Origin of the sequence: Haloarcula sp. CGMCC 1.2071 (genome assembly GCF_037078445.1) — an archaeon.
Lineage (GTDB): Archaea > Halobacteriota > Halobacteria > Halobacteriales > Haloarculaceae > Haloarcula > Haloarcula amylolytica.
Genome location: NZ_JAYMGY010000009.1, coordinates 137528 through 156046, shown reverse-complemented (window position 1 = coordinate 156046; position 18519 = coordinate 137528). Strand labels below are relative to the sequence as shown.

Below are 18519 nucleotides of genomic sequence, written 5' to 3'. Positions count from 1 at the left end.
TCCGACCCAAACACATCTAGCGGAATCATTCGTGTCGGGCACCGCTGACGCGGTGCCCTTGTCCTCTTCGACTCCACAGCCACCGCTCTGCAGTATCAACAATCTCCTACGCAAGAGCGTAGGTAAGATTATATGCGTGGTGGTACTTCCCATACTCATCAGGACATGCAAAAGCCTTCTCAAACAGATATTAGACTGGAGACGTCGAGAGGGCCGAAAAGAGTGAAAACCGACCTCGGACAGAAACGAGTCTGGTTGACAGGCTTGTACGGGATTCAACGATGAGTGAGTTCGGAATTATCATTCCGGCTTACGATCCAGATATCTTGACGTTAGAGACGTATATCGACGAAATCAAAACAACACTCGACCCGGAGATCATCCGTATTGAGATCGATACGCCTCGACAAGACCATGTTGACCGTCTCGAAGAAATCGCCGAGATCAACGTCTCGACAAAGCGTCGTGGGAAAGGCGGCGCGATAATGGAGGGGTTTGATGCACTTGATACTGATATCCTCGCGTTCGTAGACGCTGATGGATCAGTCCCAGCACAATCGCTTGACGATATCGTACGCCAAATCAACGAGGGGACCGTGGATGTGAGTATCGGCTCCCGACGGCATCCCTCTTCGCACATCGTCGATCATCAGACTATTGTCCGTCGGTTCCTGGGAGATGCGTTCGCATTCGCAGCACAAAAGATACTTCCAACCCAGTGCCGGGACTACCAATGCGGGGCCAAGGCTGTCAACGCTGAGGCGTGGGAAGCCATCGGCCACCACTGTTACGAGCCCGGATTCGCATGGGACCTAGAGTTCGTGAGCGTCGCTGGCTCACTTGGTTACGGGATCGCGGAGGTACCGGTCGACTGGGAAGATCACCCCGACTCAACGGTTGATCCGGTCTCGACATCAATCGAACTAGCGACTGCACTTATCGATGTCAAGCGTCGGACAGATGCGATCGCGACGAGCCCTCGGCATCGTGGGGTGACAAAGACAGACCAGTCAAAGTTGATGAAACTCGGTGGTGATGATGACGACTAAATCGAGACTTGATGCGCTTGTTCACCGGGGACGGATTGGACGGTTCATCTCCGTGGGTTTGATTGGGGCAACCATCGAAACCGCTATTGTAGGTATTTTGACAGTATTTTTTGGCATCGGCCCAATCGTAGCGAAAGCGTTTGGAGCAGAGACTTCAATATCAACAATGTTCGCGGTAAATGACCGATGGACATTCGCAGAGAAAGGAGAAATTGGTCCTGTCGCGTTCATTCGCCGGTGGGTAAAATCACATATGGTCCGCTTAGTCGGTCTCTTGATCGCTTTTTTGGTACTCTATCTCTTGACGAATGTAATTGAATTTTCCGTCTCTGTCGCTACTCTAGATCTCTGGCCGTCTATCGCCAATATCATTGGAATAGGTGTCGGGATGGTACTCAACTATGTGGCGGAGAGTCTATTTACTTGGGACATTACGGAGGCAGTTGGCGATGTCTGAGGTCAACCTCCAAGTGATTCAGGATGCATCCGGAATCCCAAAAACAAACAAAGAGACGATCTCCGAGTACATTGATCGCATTGCAAAAAGCGTTGAGATCAGTGAGGAGACGGTCAATTTAACAAAATCGTATCTCAACAAACAGTCTGGGTTCACACCTGACCCCGAGATATCTTCCGAGGAGGCTGACGCTATTACAGAATTCTTACAAGTAGTCAAGACAGCAGATTTTGACACCCGGTCAACAGACTCAGAGTCGGTAGAATCCAGCCCTTCCAAAGATAGTACTTATCAATCATCAAACCTGGACCTGACGGAATATCCTAGTTCCTTTGATAATAAAGGGCCACAATCTTCAGAGGAATCAGCGGACGATTCTGAGCAAACGACTCCCGATGAATACGGTGTCGAGCAAGGGGGTACAAAATCAAATTCTGGTCAACAAGCAACCCGCTCAGACGGTTTTGGGGATCCAACTGAGAGAACAGGACCAAGCATCTCCACAGATACTCTCCGCCGAGTTTGGGTACGTGTGACTTCACCACTATATGATATTGATGCTGCTTATTTACTAACGCTTCTCGCAGTTGGGGCTTATCTCTACTATTTCAAACTGGATACGTGGACGTTCATGTCGTACGACGAGGCACTATACGCATATGCCGCACGAGATATACTCCAGAACGGTAACTGGGCCGCTCCTCACCTCTACTGGCCGACCCAAGGTATTGACGTTTCGTACATCCCATTCCTTGAGAAGCCTCCCGGATTCATTTGGTTAACCGCAGTTTCAATGGCCATCTTCGGTGTCTCTGAATTTGCTGCTCGATTCCCTTCGGCTACCTTCTCAATCATGACGGGAGGTCTCGCATATATTGTTGGCCGGCATTTGTTCGATCGGCGAACCGGGCTAATCGCCGGTGTCATCTGGCTCACGACGCCGTACGTATATGCAGGTACCAACGGTGGCCGGATGGCAACTACCGACGCAGCATGGGTATTCTTCGGGACCCTCTTTATTTTCGGCGTCTGGATAGCGTTCATTAATGAGGATGATCGCGGCTATTCATTTGTAGCTGTCGGTGCTCTCGGAGCACTGATGGTGAAAGGATTTGCAGCGGGAGTCTACGCTCTCGTCGTCATCCCTATCTGTCTAATCGGGTATCAGCGGTTCTTTACGCGGAAATTTGCGCATGTCGTCGCTTTCGTCACTCTACCTATTGCTGGTTGGCTCACATTTGCCTATATTATGTATGGAGACACACTTATTTATGAATTAGTTATTCAGCAGGTCCTCCAACGTGCTTCACGCCCCGACAAATACCCATACCTCCGTGACCTTCCGATGTTCTTTGACCCATGGGTGTACTTTCTGCCTGGATCGCTAGGACTAGTCTATGCAACTGTGAAGAATCGGACACGGGATGAGTGGAAACAGTTGCTATTTGTGGCTTGGTGGGCAGTGTGTATTCTTGTGTTCTTCCGGCTCACCGGTGACCACCCGTGGTACATCATGGGAATGTACTTCCCGGGGGCAATTCTTGTTAGCCGGCTTGTAGTAGCCGCTTCACGCGGCTCACTCGCAGCGATCGTCAGTGTCTGGGGAGGATTGGCTCTTTCACTCCTCTTTTCGCATCGATTCGGTCTGACCGAATTCGCATTTCTCCCCCGGAAGGCCAACGCTTTCGCTCCTTCAGGATTGACCGTCGGTGCAATTCTCATTTTGATGGCCATCCTTGTCTGCGCTTGGGATTTTCTTCAGCCAAAGATCCAGCAATACCTCACACAAAGTGAAGTTCGGGTCTTCTCGGTTGCCGTCCCAATTATTTTGGCCATACTCGTCTCTACTACATTGGCTGCTCCAGCAGATCTCGGAAAACGAAGTGCTGCAGGGCAAAATGAAATAGGAATGGTAATTAATTCTGAAGTTCCACCGGACACGCCCGTCTACATCGAAGGTGAAGCTAGCAATGCTTCACCACTCTTTGGCCTGAGTTTTTATGCAAATCGGCCACTTGTTGGATTCTCAGCTGACAATCACAAGAAGCATATCAATGCCAGCAATTCACCTGTTTATGCAGTTGTTCGCCAGAAAGAAGTCCCCAAAATAAAAAAGAATGGATCAGTGGAGGTTCTGGCAACAAAAGAAGGATCCAATCATGACGGCAAATTCGTCTTCATCGCTTGGAGTCTCCACGAAGAAGACACGACGAATGCTACTAGGAGCCTGTCATAGAAAGCGTCACGTACGAAGCAGCAGGGTGCGCGAAGTGTGTCCAACACAAGCGCAACCCTGCACGATGTAGCTTCGGTAGACGACTTCTTGAATGTCGCGGCTACCGAGACAGTTCCGCTGTTTGAACATCTCGACTTCGGTTTTCTGCTTGAGTACGCAGCGTGTCATAGAATTCTTCTCAGACATTCCGAAGCGATCGATACGGATAACTCACCTCCCACTCCCGCTCAGGAATTACAGCCAGTCGGTGGTAATGTACGTCACTGTTTCCATAGCCTCCCGATTGGGGAACGCTTCGATAACGCGTTGGATAATAAGGTAGAGTTCGTGCGGGGGAAGCGACTGGTTAGGGACGTAGAACACGCCATTGTGTGAGTCGGCCGGCATCTGGACGAAGTCGTCGTCGCTGGTGACGATGAGACGGCCCTCTTCGACGGCGTACCGGCGAATAGTGTTGTCATCGACGCCTTCGCCCAACTCGCTCACGTCGACAACACGCTCAACATCGTGGCCCGCTTTGTCGAGTTTGTCAGCCAGCGGAGCCGAAATGTTCTCGTCAAGCAGAAACGACACCTGCATGACTAGGATTCCGGTAGATCCTCGGGGCCGGTGATGATTTTCGGATCTTCTTCTGCGGCTTCGTGAAGCTCTCGACGGCGTTCTTCGACTGCCCGCATTTCTTCGGGGTGGTCGTGATAGTACGCCAGGGCGTGGTAGACGTCCGAGGCGGTGAGATCAAAGCGGTCCGCAACCGTCTGCGCGTCGAGACCGCGCTCCTCGACCAGCGCATGAATGTGGCTTACGGTGATTCGCCGGTCCCGAATGTGGGGCTCGTCGTGAATCTCCGACTCGTCACCTGAGACGACGGTGTTCATCTGCTCCGACATAGTGTCGGATACCATAGCTGTGGACTTCAGTCTTTGCCGGACCAGACAATTCACTGTGGATACTTTGTGGGATACAGCCGAACGTCTAGGACCTGATCATTATCACAATAATCATTATCCAAGGTATGGCCTTCACAGGCGGAGCAGGCCGAGTTTCTTGGGGGCGTTCGGGAGATCGAAGATATCCCGTGATGACGAGACGCTTCGCATCTCGAACCACTTGACCCCGAGATGAAGACCGTGCACTCCACTAAACGTGTTCCGTTCCCTAAGATTCGAGCACGCGAGATGTCGAATTCGCACTGTTCTCGAAAAATGGGTTTGTGAAGGGGCTCGCTAACGACGTCGATGCGGACTGGTCGCTGTTCGGGCCAAGCGAGACGGGGGCCCTGCTGTCGTCAACTTCATAGTTCAACTTGGGTTTTCGGATCCACAACCAGCAGGTACGCCGCCAGTGCGAGAACGACAACGGAAAACGCGGTCCAGATGTGGAGATTCACCGACCCCGCACCGGCCCAGTGTGGGACTATCGAGCGAGCGACGGGAGGCCGGAGCGGCCACAGCAGGTCCGGCGATACCTGTGAGTCTGGCGGGAGAAGCTGTTGATTATCGGCAACCAGGTGCGAGAGATAAGCGAACACGAACGCTGCAGCCAGTCTAATCCGCTCTGTCCGGATTCCATACGCGATGACGGCAATCGAGAGTGGGATTGCGAACGGGAGCGAGTGCATGAACACTCGCCCGGACGGGATGAGATACAGTTCGTGAGCCAGCGGCTTGTCGACCAGATCCGGGAACTGGCTTCCGAAGAACGCGACGGCGACTAGCTGGAGCGACGGGAACTCTCTGTCTCGAATGAGCGCATACGCTGCGATAGGAGGGGCGATGATGAAGTGCTCGATCGGGAGAACTATATCTCGGCCTACTGCTCTTCGCCCTCCAACTCCACCAACGTCAAATCCCGATCTAGCATACAGTAGTCATGGGGCGGGTCGCCGATAATCTCGTCAATCCGGTACTCCTCGTCGAAGTCAGCACCGGCGGGCTCACAGTAGGGATGGCTCGGACACTCAGTGTGAGGACAGGGACCCATCAGCGAGGCCTTGCTTCCAGCATACGCGCCCTTCGAGGGCACGTTCGCCTGAATCGGTGCGGGCTCAACCTCGACAGCGCGAACACCATCTTGGTGCACAGCACAGTCTAGCGTTTGGCCGCTCTGTCTGACGCTGGTAATCCGGTAGCGGTTCCCCGTCGTCAAATTGAGGCATTGGTCCCGATACGGGCACCCCTCACAGCCGCTAGCTTCGCCGCGGTAGACGAATTCCTCGCCGACCTCGGCGAGGCGCGTCCCGACGAGCGTGACAGTAGTCATACTGGGCTATAGAGTGTCGCCACGGTAAAGCGTCATGACCGCCCGGTCAGTTCGTCCAGTTTGTCCAGATACGCCTCGCGGGGTACCTGATACAGCGAGCGGTAGTCCAGTTCGCCGTCGGCAAACCGAGTTGCCAAATCGACAGCACCCTCGACGGCAGCGTCGCGGCGCTCGTAGGAATCGGCGTCGCGTTCGACATCGGGTTCCAAATAGAAGGTGACGTACCAGCGCTCCCCGGTCCGGTCAGCGCCGGGGCGTCGGGTCCGTTTGCCGCGCGTGAGATAGATCGTCGGCAGACACGGCGCTGGGAATTGCTTAGAGTCGAAGACGTCCGGGCGGTACGCGAGGATGAGTTTGTCGTCGGTCTCGTTCCACACCGTCCAGTCTTCGGGGAGGCCCGACAGGTCCATACCACAGGGTTCGTGTGGATCGGCAAGAATCCGCTGGTCCGTCCCGAAGTCGTCCAGACCTGTCCATAGACGTACCAACTCGGACGATGGCAAAATGAATTCGGCAAACCGCCTTACCATGTAGCCCGTTGCCATCCGCCAATCAAATCAGCAACAGATTCACATCAATTCAGTGCTAAATGTTGTCCGACTCACTGGAGTGAACAGTTGACAACTGACACAGTATATAAACTTAGTTCAAGATTAATGATACACGTTAACATACCTGTGGCCCGCCATCCCCGTGTTCGGTCTATCACGGGGTCGGAATTTGTCGGCGGTATACCCGCAGGGGGACAAAGTTCTTATATGGCCAGTACTCGTACAATAAATAGTATCGGAAACAGTTTCGTACTGTTTCCGGTTACCACATTGGGTCGGAACAGTCCCCGTGTTCCGCCGGGCAGGTCAGTCATGGAAGGGCATACGCGTCTCCCCGCAGTGAGGGGGTATTCGACGGCCGCACGCGAGCACGCATGCGGCGGACAGTGCCGACGAAGGATTGGACACACAAAGCAGCGGGACCGTCCCGCAACAGCTGGCGTTGGATCGCGTGCGCTCGCGAGACGAACTTCTGACATAGCATGAGCAAGAACAAAGAGACACTCGAAGCGTTGAGCAAGGAGTACCGTGACACGATACCGGCGGACCTCCGGAAGACGAACACGTTCGACTGGTATCTGCAACAGTTGTACGACGAACCGACGATCGCCCGCAACGCCCACCAGCGCGTCGCGGACATGTTCGACTACTACGGTACCAGCTACGACGAGGAGGCCGGCGTCGTCGAGTACGAACTGGCGAGCAAGGATCCGCTCAACGACGGTGAGAACACCTTCTACGGGCGAGTCATCCACGAAGCTATCCACGAGTTCGTCAACAAAGTCAAATCCGGCGCTCGCGGGCTCGGGCCCGAGAAGCGTATCAAACTCCTGTTAGGCCCCGTCGGGTCGGGGAAATCTGACTTCGACCGCCAGGTCCGGCGCTACTTCGAGGACTACACCAGCCGGGACGATGGGCGGATGTACACCTTCCGCTGGACGAACCTCTGTGACGTCATCCACGACCAGGACCCTGCCGACGACGTGGTCCGGTCGCCGATGAACCAGGACCCGCTCGTGCTCCTCCCACAGGAGCAGCGGGACAAGGTCATCAAGGACATCAACGAGGCCCTCGATGCGCCTTACACCATCCGGAACGAGCAGTCGCTTGACCCCGCCTCGGAGTTCTACATGGACCGGCTGCTGGCCGAGTACGACGACGACCTCCAATCGGTCTTGGAGAACCATATCGAGATAATCCGCTTCGTCGCGGACGAGAACCAGCGCCGCGGTATCGAGACGTTCGAGCCCAAAGACAAGAAGAACCAGGACGAGACGGAGCTCACCGGCGACGTCAACTACTCGAAGATCGCCATCTACGGCGAGAGCGACCCGCGGGCGTTCGATTACTCCGGGGCGTTCTGTAACGCCAACCGCGGGATATTCTCCGGTGAGGAGCTGCTGAAGCTCCAGCGGGAGTTCCTCTATGACTTCCTCCATGCCAGTCAAGAACAGACAATCAAGCCCAAGAACAACCCCCGAATCGACATCGACCAGGTCATCGTCGGCCGGACGAACATGCCCGAGTACCGGGACAAGAAGGGTGACGAGAAGATGGAGGCGTTCAACGACCGGACCAAGCGCATCGACTTCCCGTACGTCCTCCAGTACGCGGCCGAAGCTCAGATCTATGAGAAGATGCTGCGCAACGCCGACCTGCCGGACATCCAGGTCGAGCCCCACACGCTAGAGATGGCAGGCCTGTTCGGCGTCCTCACCCGTATCGAAGAGCCGGACAACGAGTCCATCGACCTCGTCCAGAAGGCCAAGGCCTACAACGGCGAAATCGACGAAGCCGACGACGTCGACGTGAAGAAACTCCGCGAGGAGGCCGAGAAGATGGCCGACATCGGCGAGGGGATGGACGGCGTCTCCCCGCGGTTCATCGGCGACGAGATCGCCGAGGCCATCATGGACTCGATGCACCGGAGCCGGGACTTCCTCTCGCCGCTGACGACGTTCAACCACCTCGAAGGCAACCTCGAAAACCACGGCTCCATCGACGAGGAGTCGTTCAGCAAGTACTACCGCTTCCTCGAACTCGTCCGCGAGGAGTACAAGGAGCGGGCCATCGAGGACGTGCGCCACGCGCTGGCCTACGACATGGACGAGATCCAGCGTCAGGGCGAGAAGTACATGGACCACGTCATGGCCTACATCGACGACGCGACCGTCGAGGACGAACTCACCGGCCGCGAACAGGAGCCGGACGAGCAGTTCCTGCGCTCCGTCGAGGAGAAACTGAACCTCCCCGAGGACCGCAAGGACGACTTCCGGCAGGAAGTGTCGAACTGGGTGTCCCGGCGCGCCCGCGAGGGTGACACGTTCAATCCACAGGACAACGACCGCCTGCGCCGCGCCCTCGAACGCAAGCTCTGGGAAGACAAGAAACACAACATCAACTTCTCCGCGCTGGTCTCCAGCTCGGAGATGGACGACGAGGAGCGCAATCAGTGGGTTGACGCCCTCATCGAGCAGGGCTACTCCGAGGAGGGCGCCAAGGAAGTCCTCGAGTTCGCCGGCGCGGAGGTCGCCAAAAGCGAGATGGAAGAGTAATGACCGGCGAGGAGTACATCGACCGCGCGGACGAGTCACTCGACGCCGCCTACGAGGCCCCGATGAGCCTCGCGGAGTACGTCGACACCGTCCTCGAAACGCCCCAGGTCGCGGCGCATGCCTCGAAGTACCTGCTCGACGCCATCGAAGCGGCGGGCACGCGGATGGTCATCGAGGAAGGCGAGGAGAAGGAGCGCTACCGCTTCTTCGACGATCCGTACAACGACGGCGAGCACGCCATCCTCGGTAACACCGAGGTCCTGAACGCGTTCGTCGACGACCTCCGCTCTATCGCGGCGGGTCGCGGCAAAGACGAGAAGATCATCTGGCTCGAAGGGCCGACAGCCACGGGGAAATCCGAACTGAAGCGCTGTCTCATCAACGGCCTTCGGGAGTACTCGAAGACGCCCGAAGGCCGGCGCTACACCGTCGAGTGGAACGTCGCCGGGGCCGGCGGCAGCGCCACCAGCATGACCTACGGGAACGCAGCCGTCGAGGACGAGGACGACTGGTACGAGAGTCCCGTCCAGGCCCACCCGCTGACGGTGTTCCCCGACGACGTCCGTGCGGACCTGCTCGCCGAGGTCAATGAACGCCTCGACGACCACATCCCAATCCGCGTCGACGGCGAACTCGACCCGTTCTCCCGCGAGGCCTACGACTTCCTCGAAGAGCAGTACCGCCGACAGGGCGAGACGGACCTGTTCTCGGCGGTCACTCAGCCGTCCCACCTCCGGGTGAAGAACTTTGTCGTCGACGTGGGCCACGGCATCGGCATCCTCCACTCCGAGGACGAGGGGACGCCAAAGGAGCGACTCGTCGGCTCGTGGATGCACGGGATGCTCCGCGAACTCGATTCGCGGGGCCGGAAGAACCCGCAGGCGTTCAGCTACGACGGCGTCCTCTCGCAGGGCAACGGCCTGCTGACCGTCGTCGAGGACGCCGCCCAGCACGCCGACCTGCTCCAGAAGCTGCTGAACGTGCCCGACGAGTCCCACGTCAAACTCGACAAGGGAATCGGGATGGACGTGGACACGCAGCTCATCATCATCTCGAACCCGGACTTGGAGGCCCAGCTGAACAAGCACGCTGACCGCGAGGGCCAGGACCCGCTGAAGGCGCTCAAGCGGCGACTGGACAAACACGAGTTCACGTACCTGACGAACCTCTCGCTCGAAGCCCAGCTCCTGCGGCGGGAACTGACCAACGAGACGCAGGTGTGGGACCCCGAGACCTGGGACGAACTGGAGACGTGGATCCAGGAGCCCCTGACCATCTCGGTCCGTGACCAAGTCGAGACGGCGACCGACAAGGAGCTGGCCCCACACACAATCGAGTCCGCGGCGCTGTACGCCGTCGTCTCGCGGCTCGATAGCGCCGAAATCCCGACCGGGCTGGACCTCGTCGACAAGGCCCTGCTGTTCGACCGGGGCTACCTGATGGAGGGCGACGAGCGCGTCGACATCGAGGACTACGACCTGGAGACCACCGCCGAGGACGGCGACCACGGCATCCCGGTCACCTACGTCCGAGATATCGTCGCCGACCTGCTGCACGAGCCACAGGACCGACACCATCCCGACCTCCCGGTCGAACACGTCCTGATGCCCCGGGACGTGCTCAACGCCGTCGCCGAGGGGCTGGAAGACGCCCCCGTGTTCTCGACGGGCGAGGCCACGGAGTACGAGGAACGGGTCGTGACCGTCAAGAACTACATCTTCGGCCAGCAGGAACAGGACGTGCTCGACGCGATGATGCGGGACAAGCGCGTCGACGAGGCGACCGTCGAGGAGTACATCGAGCACGTCTACGCCTGGGAGTCCGACGACCAGATCGAGAACGAGCGGGGCGAACTCGTCGACCCGGACCCGCTGAAGATGAAGGTGTTCGAGATCGAGCACCTGGGCCGCTTCGACGAGAAGAACTACGACGGCAACGAGCCCGACCACGCCGTCGAGCAGTTCCGGACGGACAAGATTATCACCGCCTTGAACCGCCACGCGTGGCAGCGCCGCGACGAGGAGTTCCGCGTCGGCGACGTGAACCCCAAGGAGATTCCGGTCATCAACACCGTCCTCGGCAGCTACGACTGGGACGACATCCAGCGCACCTACGCGGACTTCGAGCCCGGGCAGTGGGACAACCCACCGTCCGGGACTGAGACGGCCCGCCTCAAGGCGAAGACGCTGGACAACATGGTCGAGATGTTCGACTACACTGAGGCGTCGGCTGAGCTGACGAGCCGGCACGTCATGAGCCAGGTGAGTTACAGATGGGACTGAAAGACGACCTCGAACGGTACCGCGACGTGGGCGAGGAGCGCCGACAGGACCTCGCTGAGTTCATCCAGTACGGCGACCTCGGCCAGTCACGCGGGGACTCGGTCCGCATCCCGATCAAGATCGTCGATCTGCCCGAGTTCGAGTACGACCAGCGCGACCAGGGCGGCGTCGGCCAGGGCGAAGGCGCCGAACCGGGCGACCCGGTCGGCCAGCCACAACCCCAGCCCGGCGACGGCGACGGTGACGAGGACGGCGAACCCGGCGAAGAGGGTGGCGAACACGAATACTACGAGATGGACCCCGAGGAGTTCGCCGAGGAACTCGACGAACAACTGGGGCTCGACCTCGAACCGAAGGGCAAGAAAGTCATCGAGGAGAAGGAGGGCGACTTTACCGATATCACCCGAACCGGCCCCTCCTCGACACTCGACTTCGAGCGGCTGTTCAAGAAAGGGCTCAAGCGGAAGCTCGCGATGGACTTCGACGAGGACTACGTCCGCGAGGCGCTCAAAGTCGACGGCTGGGGCCCTGCCACCGTCTACGAGTGGACTCGCGAGCAGAATATGCCCGTCTCGAAGGCGTGGATCGACGACGCCTACGAGGAACTGCCCGACGACGAGAAAGGCGTCTGGGACTCCATCGAGGAGATGGAGGACAACGTCGAGAAGGTCGAGACGTCCCAGCGCATCCGCCGGGAGGGCGTCGACCAGATCCCCTTCCGCCGCGAGGACGAGCGCTACCGCTACCCCGAGATCGTCGAGGAGCGCGAGAAGAACGTCGTCGTCGTGAACATCCGGGACGTCTCCGGGTCGATGCGCCAGAAGAAGCGGGAACTCGTCGAGCGGACGTTCACGCCGCTTGACTGGTACCTGACGGGCAAGTACGACAACGCCGAGTTCGTCTACATCGCCCACGACGCCGACGCCTGGGAGGTCGAGCGCGACGAGTTCTTCGGCATCCGCTCGGGCGGCGGCACCCGCATCTCCAGCGCGTACGAACTCGCGGCGGAGATCTTAGAGGAGGAGTACCCCTGGAGCGAGTGGAACCGCTACGTGTTCGCGGCGGGCGACAGCGAGAACTCCTCGAACGACACCGAGGAGAAAGTCATCCCGCTGATGGAACAGATCCCGGCGAACCTCCACGCCTACGTGGAGACCCAGCCGAGCGGGAACGCAATCAACGCCACCCACGCCGAGGAGGTCGAACGCAACTTCCGCGACGCCGACAACGTCGCGGTCGCGTACGTCTCCTCGCCGGAGGACGTGGTCGATGCCATCTACGACATACTCAGTACGGAGGACCAATGAACGACGACAGATTCGCGAAACAGCGCGTGGCCGACGACCTCGACGAACCCGTCGAGGAGGCTGGCAATCTCGCCAGAAAGCTCGGGCTGAAACCGTACCCGGTGAACTACTGGATCGTCGACTACGACGAGATGAACGAACTCATCGCCTACGGCGGGTTCCAGCAGCGGTACCCGCACTGGCGCTGGGGGATGCAGTACGACCGTCAGCAGAAGCAGGGCCAGTTCCTCGGCGGCAAAGCCTTCGAAATCGTCAACAACGACGACCCGGCCCACGCGTTCTTACAGGAGTCGAACACGCTGGCCGACCAGAAGGCCGTCATCACCCACGTCGAGGCCCACGCGGACTTCTTCGCCAACAACGAGTGGTTCCGGATGTTCACCGACGGCTCCTCCCGGACGACGACCGACGAATCCGGCGAGGACCGCCGCCGCGGGCCCGATGCCGCCGGGATGCTCGCCCGCCACGGCGACACCATTCAGGAGTACATGCAGGACCCCGACATCGAGCGGGCCGAGGTCGAGCGGTTCATCGACCACGTTCTCTGTCTGGAGGACAACATCGATCAGCACGTCCCCTACAGCCCGGTCGAAACAGTGCCCGAGGAGTTCGAGGATATCGAGGGGGCCGACGTGACCGACCAGCTAGAGGATCTGGACCTCTCCGAGGAGGTCAAGCGGCAGGTGTTCGACGACGAGTGGCTGGACGCCCAGCGTGACGACGACGAGAACGTCACGTTCCCCGTCGAACCCGAGAAGGACGTGCTCGGCTTCCTCCGGAAACACGGGATGCAGTACGACGAGGACGCCGAGCGTGCCACGGAGTTGGAAGACTGGCAGACGGAACTCCTGGAACTGCTCCGACGGGAGGCCTACTACTTCGCCCCCCAGAAAATGACGAAGGTTATGAACGAGGGTTGGGCCTGTGTAGACCCTGAGACGCCGGTTTTCACGACAGATGGGTTAGTTCCAATGGAGGACGTGGTATCGGACCATGTCACTGTCTCTGATGGTGAGCAAGCACGCGATGTGTACGACTCTAATATCATCCCGGACCATGATACTGTGACAATAGAGACACGTCGTGGGTTCGAGATGACCGGGTCGAACAATCACCGTGTGCGTCAGCCCGATGGAGACTGGGTCAGACTTGATGAACTGGAGACTGGCGATGAAATCGCCGTCACTGGCGGGAACGGGACGTGGCCCGAGACGAACGTCCCAATCGAGTGGACCTGTTCGGAATACACGTCGCTGAATGATGTCGCTGATGAGGCGGGTGTCTCCGTCTGGACTGTGATGCGATATCGCCGTACAGGTAGCGCCGAGAAGGCTGAAGCCATCGACCGCGCACTCGACGGCTACGAAGAAGGCGGTAACGCTGGGTTGAGTAACAGAGAGTCGATCCGCATCCCTGAAACCGTTGATGAGTCATTCGGGCGATTCCTCGGTTTGTTAATCGGAGACGGACACGTTCCGTCAAATTCCCGCCATATCGGGTTTACGTCCGGTAAACAGGCCCATGCGGAAGAGTTCGCTGGGCTTCTCTCGGAACTGTTCGGTATTGAGGCGACAGTCGAACGTCAGGAGTCACGGTGGCGAGTCTACGCGTATTCGAAGAATCTCCGTGACCTGCTCACTGAGGAATTCGACCTCCCGACCGGTGTCGCAGCTGCTGAAAAAACGGTCCCAGACCAGATTCTGCAGTCGCCGAAACAGGTGGTCGCTGAATTCATCCGTGGATTGTTCGACGCCGACGGGTATGCCGGGGAGCAGGGTGCGATCCTGTCGACAAAGAGCGAAGATCTCTCGAAAACAATCCAGTTACTACTGACGAACTTCGGAGTTCTGAGCCGACGGCGAGAGCAGTCAGACGGCTGCTATCACGTCCATCTCACCGGTGCGTCGGCAAACACCTTCGCCGACAAAATCGGGTTCGGATACGAGGCAAAAGCGACGGAACTGTCGACGTACCTCGATGAACTCGCCTGGTTCGAAACTGAATCGTGGACAGACGAAATTGTCGATGTCGAAACCGGCACCGGAGATGTGTATGATATCTCCGTTGAGGAGACGCATCGGTACGCTGCCGCTGGCTTCGTCAACCACAACTCCTACTGGGAATCCACGATGATGACCGGCGAGCAGTTCGCCGGCGACGACGAGTTCATCCTCTACTCCGACCACATGTCGAAGGTGCTGGGGTCGGGCGGGCTCAACCCCTACAGCCTCGGCCTGGAGATCTGGGAGTACGTCGAGAACACGGAGAACCGCCGGGAGGTCATCGAGCGCCTGCTCCGCGTCGAGGGCATCACCTGGCGGAACTTCGACGAGAGCGTCGACTACGAGACGGTCCAAGACCACCTCGAACCGCCGGCGTGGCTCACCGACGTTCCGGGCCACCTCGACGACCTCGACCCCGAGGACCCCCGCGTCGATAGCGACGGGCTGGCGGCGGCCCGCGACGGCGAGTTCGACGTGGGACAGTACCCCTGGAAAGTCCTGACCTACGAGGGGCTGGCCCAGCGGCACTACTCGCTGGTCAAACCCCAGTACCGCGGCTTCGTCTCCCGAGTCGGGCAGGAGGAACTGGAGCGGACCGCCCGCTACATGTTCGACGACTCGCGGTACGACAGCGTCGAAGACGCACTCGACGACGTGGATTACACCCGCGGCTGGGAGCGGATGCGGGAAATCCGCGAGAGCCACAACGACGTGACCTTCCTCGACGAGTTCCTCACTCAGGAGTTCGTCGACGACAACGACTACTTCACCTACGAGTACACCCATGCTTCGGGCGACTACCGGGTGACCTCGACGGACCACGAAGACGTCAAGAAGAAGCTCATGTTGCAGTTCACCAACTTCGGGAAGCCAACCGTCGTCGTCGAGGACGGTAACTACCAGAACCGAAACGAACTGCTGTTGGCCCACCAGTACAACGGCGTGATGCTCGACATCGGCCAAGCCAAGGAAGTCCTGAAGCGGACCTTCGAACTCTGGGGCCGCCCGGTGAACCTTCTGACCATCGTCAAGGAGTTCGACGACCACGACGTGGAGGTCGCCAAGCGCCGCGACCGCGAACCCGAACCAGAAGAGGTCGGCAAGCGCATCCGCTACGACGGCGACGAAGTGACTGTCACCGATGTCGACTGGTCCGAGGTCGAACACCTCACAGCAACTGACATCGACTACAACACCAAGCCAGACGAGTGGCTTGCCTGAAGGGCGGAGTTTGAACGAGGACGGGTTTTCTGACCTGCGACGCTGAGCGTAGCGGTACGCTTGAGTCCCGTCCGCTCGTGGGCGGAGATATGCCAACGAATCGGTTCACTGTCGCGACTGACGACCAGCTCTCGGTAGTCGACATCACCGAGCGAGTCAGGGACGTGATTCCCGAAGACGCCGAGGGGACCTGCACCGTATTCGTCCGTCACACTACCACGGGCGTCACGGTCAACGAGGCCGAGCCGCGGCTACTCGGCGACCTCGGTGACGCACTCGGCGACCTCGTCCCGGACAGCGGATGGGACCACGACGAACTGGACGGCAACGCGGACGCACACGTCCGGGCGATGCTCGTCGGGCCGAGCGAGACGATTCCCGTCCGCGACGGAGGGCTCGATATGGGGACGTGGCAGTCCGTGCTGCTCGTCGACTGTGATGGTCCGCGCGAGCGGGCCGTTGACGTGGTCGTCACGGACTGAGGCGGCGACAGCAGTACTTGCGACCATCAGTCAGGCTACCTCGACCTGCTGCTCGCCGTATATCTCTGCGAGTTTCTCGCGGTACGCGCTGCGGATGTTGCGGCGCTTCTTTTTCATCGACGGCGTGAGCAAGTCGTTCTCGGCGGTCCACTCCCGGGAGACGAGCGCGAACGACTTGATCCGCTCGACGCGTTCGAGTTCCTCGTTGACCGCGTCGACGGCAGTCTGGACCCACGCGTGGACGCGTTCGTCCTCGACCAGCGCTTCGTGGTCGTCGGGGAGGTCGACGCCCTCGCGGTCGGCCCACCGGCGGAGTTCCTCGAAGTTCGGGACGATTATCGCGCCGACGAACTTCTGGTCGTCGCCGACGACCATGACCTGATCGACCCGGTCGCTCGTCGCGAACTGGTCTTCGATGGGCTGTGGCGCGACGTTTTTCCCCGTCGAGAGGACGAGCAGTTCCTTGAGGCGGTCGTGATAGATGAGGAAGTCGTCGTCGGTCCGTTCGACGATGTCGCCGGTGCGGAACCACTGGGTGCCGTCGATTTCGGTGAAGGCCCGCGTCGTCGCGTCGGGCGCGTTCCAGTACCCCTGCGTGACGTTCGGGCCGTCGACGAGTAGTTCGCCCACGTCGCCAGTGACGTCGTCGAACTCGCTGGCGTCGACGACGCCGGTATCGATGTGAACGTCGACCTCTGTCAGCGGAGCACCCAGGGTTCCGGGACGGACGTCCTCCGGCGGGTTCACCGTCAGAACCGGTGAGGTCTCAGTGAGACCGTACCCTTCGAGTATCGTCAGTCCCATCCCGAGGAACGTCTCACAGAGCGTTTTCGAGAGGCTCCCGCCGCCGCTGACCATGAACTCGATGTTCCCGCCGAGCCGTTCTTTGACAGTGCTGTAGACGAGGCGGTCAGCGAGCGAGTGTTTCGCAGTGAGTATCGGTCCCGGGTCGTCAGTCCGAGCGTAGTCGCGGGCCACGTCCATCGACCAGTCGAAAATCCGCTTTTTGAGCGGGGACTCGGTGGCCTGCGTTCGCATATTGTCGAAAATACGCTCGTAGACTCTGGGGACGCTCAGTCCGGTCATCGGCTCGACAGTCTGGAGGTCGTCGGCCAGCGTATCCGGGCTTTCGGCGTAGCTCACAGCCGCGCCGGAGGCGTACATGAAGAAATGGCCCGCGAGGCGCTCGAAGACGTGCGCCAGGGGGAGGAACGCTATCGACCGCGTCTCGGCGGTGACGGTCGGCAGGTCCGAAGACTTGTCGGGCCGTGGCCCGATTCGCCTGCGGGCCTGATTGACGTTCGCTCGGAAGTTGCGGTGGGTGAGTTGGACCCCTTTCGGCTGGCCCGTCGTCCCGGAGGTGTAGATCAGACTCGCCAGATCGTCGGGGTCGCGGTCGTCCAGCCAGGACTGGTACGCCGACTCGCTGAACGTCTCCTCGCCGCGCCTGTACACTGTTTCGAGTGTGCACACGTCCTCGCGGTCCACGTCAGTGTCGTCCATGACGACGATGAACGAGAGCGACAGGTCGTCCTCGATAGCCAGGACACGGTCCAGCATCTCGGCGTTCTCCACGACGACGGCGCTCGCCTCCGGGTCCGAGAGGAGATACTGCACCTGTTTCGGCGAGGAATCCGTGTACACGGTCGTCACCACCCCGCCCGCAGACAGAACGGCAAAGTCGCTCAGCGCCCACTCCATCCGCGTGTCGGCCAGAATACCGACCCGGGCGTCCGGGCCGACACCGAGGTCACGGAACCCTGCGGCCAAGTATTTGACCAGGTGATGCATCCGCTCGTAGCTGATCTCGGCGTAGTCGCCGTCAGGAGCCGCCGGTATCACGTCGTCAGTCAGTGACCGATCGTAGACGCCACCCTTGTACAGTTGGGCGGTCGTGTCGGCGTTCCGGACCGCGCTTGCGGCAAACATTTCGCCCAGCGTGTCGTCGCCGATGACGTCATCAGTGTGCGCTTCCTCGGCCGTCCGCCAGTCAGAGTGATTGCCCGCAGTCATGTCATACCGCAGTGTTCACTAGGCCAGCCCAAATATGTGCAGGATGTTAACACTCAATTGGTTTGTCGGAGTTGATTCCGTCAACGGTTTTGGAAGAAGGGGCG

At 59.3% G+C, this 18519-nt stretch carries 14 protein-coding genes and 1 pseudogene; 9 read left to right on the top strand and 6 right to left on the bottom strand.

From position 1 onward, the window contains the following. Positions 1-281 precede the first annotated feature (281 nt). From VI234_RS16055 to VI234_RS16040, 4 genes and pseudogenes are all read left to right on the top strand, one after another. Positions 282-1049 carry a glycosyltransferase gene (locus VI234_RS16055; RefSeq protein WP_336330581.1) on the top strand — a complete coding sequence of 256 codons (768 nt, stop codon included), beginning with the start codon at positions 282-284 and terminating at the stop codon, positions 1047-1049. Then, the gene (locus tag VI234_RS16050) at positions 1039-1506 is read left to right on the top strand and encodes a GtrA family protein (protein ID WP_336330580.1); all 468 of its coding nucleotides are present in this window, start codon (positions 1039-1041) and stop codon (positions 1504-1506) included. The genes VI234_RS16055 and VI234_RS16050 overlap by 11 nt, the downstream gene beginning before the upstream one ends. Then, on the top strand, positions 1499-3742 hold the full coding sequence (locus VI234_RS16045; protein ID WP_336330579.1) for a glycosyltransferase family 39 protein: 2244 nt from the start codon (positions 1499-1501) through the stop codon (positions 3740-3742). Before VI234_RS16050 ends, VI234_RS16045 begins: the two co-directional genes overlap by 8 nt. A 36-nt stretch (positions 3743-3778) precedes the next feature. Then, positions 3779-3898 (top strand): annotated as a pseudogene (locus tag VI234_RS16040) (IS5/IS1182 family transposase); the annotation flags it as partial. A 78-nt stretch (positions 3899-3976) separates the two neighbouring features. On the opposite strand, the gene VI234_RS16035 reads toward VI234_RS16040, so the two are convergent. The 5 genes from VI234_RS16035 to VI234_RS16015 all read right to left on the bottom strand — a co-directional run bounded on the left by VI234_RS16035 (position 3977) and on the right by VI234_RS16015 (position 6411). Continuing rightward, positions 3977-4321, bottom strand: a complete 345-nt coding sequence (locus VI234_RS16035) for a DUF5615 family PIN-like protein (protein ID WP_336330578.1) — start codon at positions 4319-4321, stop codon at positions 3977-3979. Positions 4322-4323: 2 nt separating this feature from the next. Next, the gene (locus VI234_RS16030; RefSeq protein WP_336330577.1) at positions 4324-4629 is read right to left on the bottom strand and encodes a DUF433 domain-containing protein; all 306 of its coding nucleotides are present in this window, start codon (positions 4627-4629) and stop codon (positions 4324-4326) included. A 404-nt stretch (positions 4630-5033) separates the two neighbouring features. Then, positions 5034-5543, bottom strand: coding sequence for a metal-dependent hydrolase (locus tag VI234_RS16025; protein ID WP_442905028.1), 510 nt, complete (start codon positions 5541-5543; stop codon positions 5034-5036). A gap of 8 nt (positions 5544-5551) precedes the next feature. Further along, positions 5552-6001 carry a UPF0179 family protein gene (locus tag VI234_RS16020; protein ID WP_336330576.1) on the bottom strand — a complete coding sequence of 150 codons (450 nt, stop codon included), beginning with the start codon at positions 5999-6001 and terminating at the stop codon, positions 5552-5554. A 32-nt stretch (positions 6002-6033) separates the two neighbouring features. Beyond that, a complete protein-coding gene (locus tag VI234_RS16015; RefSeq protein WP_336330575.1) occupies positions 6034-6411 on the bottom strand; it encodes a DUF5820 family protein in 378 nt (125 codons plus the stop codon). 623 nt (positions 6412-7034) lie between these two features. Between VI234_RS16015 and VI234_RS16010 the strand changes: the two genes are divergently transcribed. The 5 genes from VI234_RS16010 (at position 7035) to VI234_RS15990 (ending at position 16402) form a co-directional block, all read left to right on the top strand. After that, a complete protein-coding gene (locus VI234_RS16010; RefSeq protein ID WP_336330574.1) occupies positions 7035-9107 on the top strand; it encodes a PrkA family serine protein kinase in 2073 nt (690 codons plus the stop codon). Continuing rightward, positions 9107-11389 (top strand): PrkA family serine protein kinase, encoded by a 2283-nt coding sequence (locus tag VI234_RS16005; RefSeq protein WP_008308954.1) that lies wholly within the window; start codon positions 9107-9109, stop codon positions 11387-11389. Before VI234_RS16010 ends, VI234_RS16005 begins: the two co-directional genes overlap by 1 nt. Further along, positions 11380-12696 (top strand): YeaH/YhbH family protein, encoded by a 1317-nt coding sequence (locus tag VI234_RS16000; protein ID WP_336330573.1) that lies wholly within the window; start codon positions 11380-11382, stop codon positions 12694-12696. Before VI234_RS16005 ends, VI234_RS16000 begins: the two co-directional genes overlap by 10 nt. Then, a complete protein-coding gene (locus VI234_RS15995) occupies positions 12693-15920 on the top strand; it encodes a SpoVR family protein (RefSeq protein WP_336330572.1) in 3228 nt (1075 codons plus the stop codon). Before VI234_RS16000 ends, VI234_RS15995 begins: the two co-directional genes overlap by 4 nt. An 89-nt stretch (positions 15921-16009) precedes the next feature. Next, positions 16010-16402: a secondary thiamine-phosphate synthase enzyme YjbQ gene (locus tag VI234_RS15990; RefSeq protein ID WP_008308949.1), complete on the top strand. Its 393-nt coding sequence runs from the start codon at positions 16010-16012 to the stop codon at positions 16400-16402. Between the two features lie 30 nt (positions 16403-16432). Here VI234_RS15990 and VI234_RS15985 read toward each other — a convergent pair whose 3' ends face one another. Next, positions 16433-18415 carry an AMP-dependent synthetase/ligase gene (locus VI234_RS15985; RefSeq protein ID WP_336330571.1) on the bottom strand — a complete coding sequence of 661 codons (1983 nt, stop codon included), beginning with the start codon at positions 18413-18415 and terminating at the stop codon, positions 16433-16435. Positions 18416-18519: the final 104 nt, after the last annotated feature.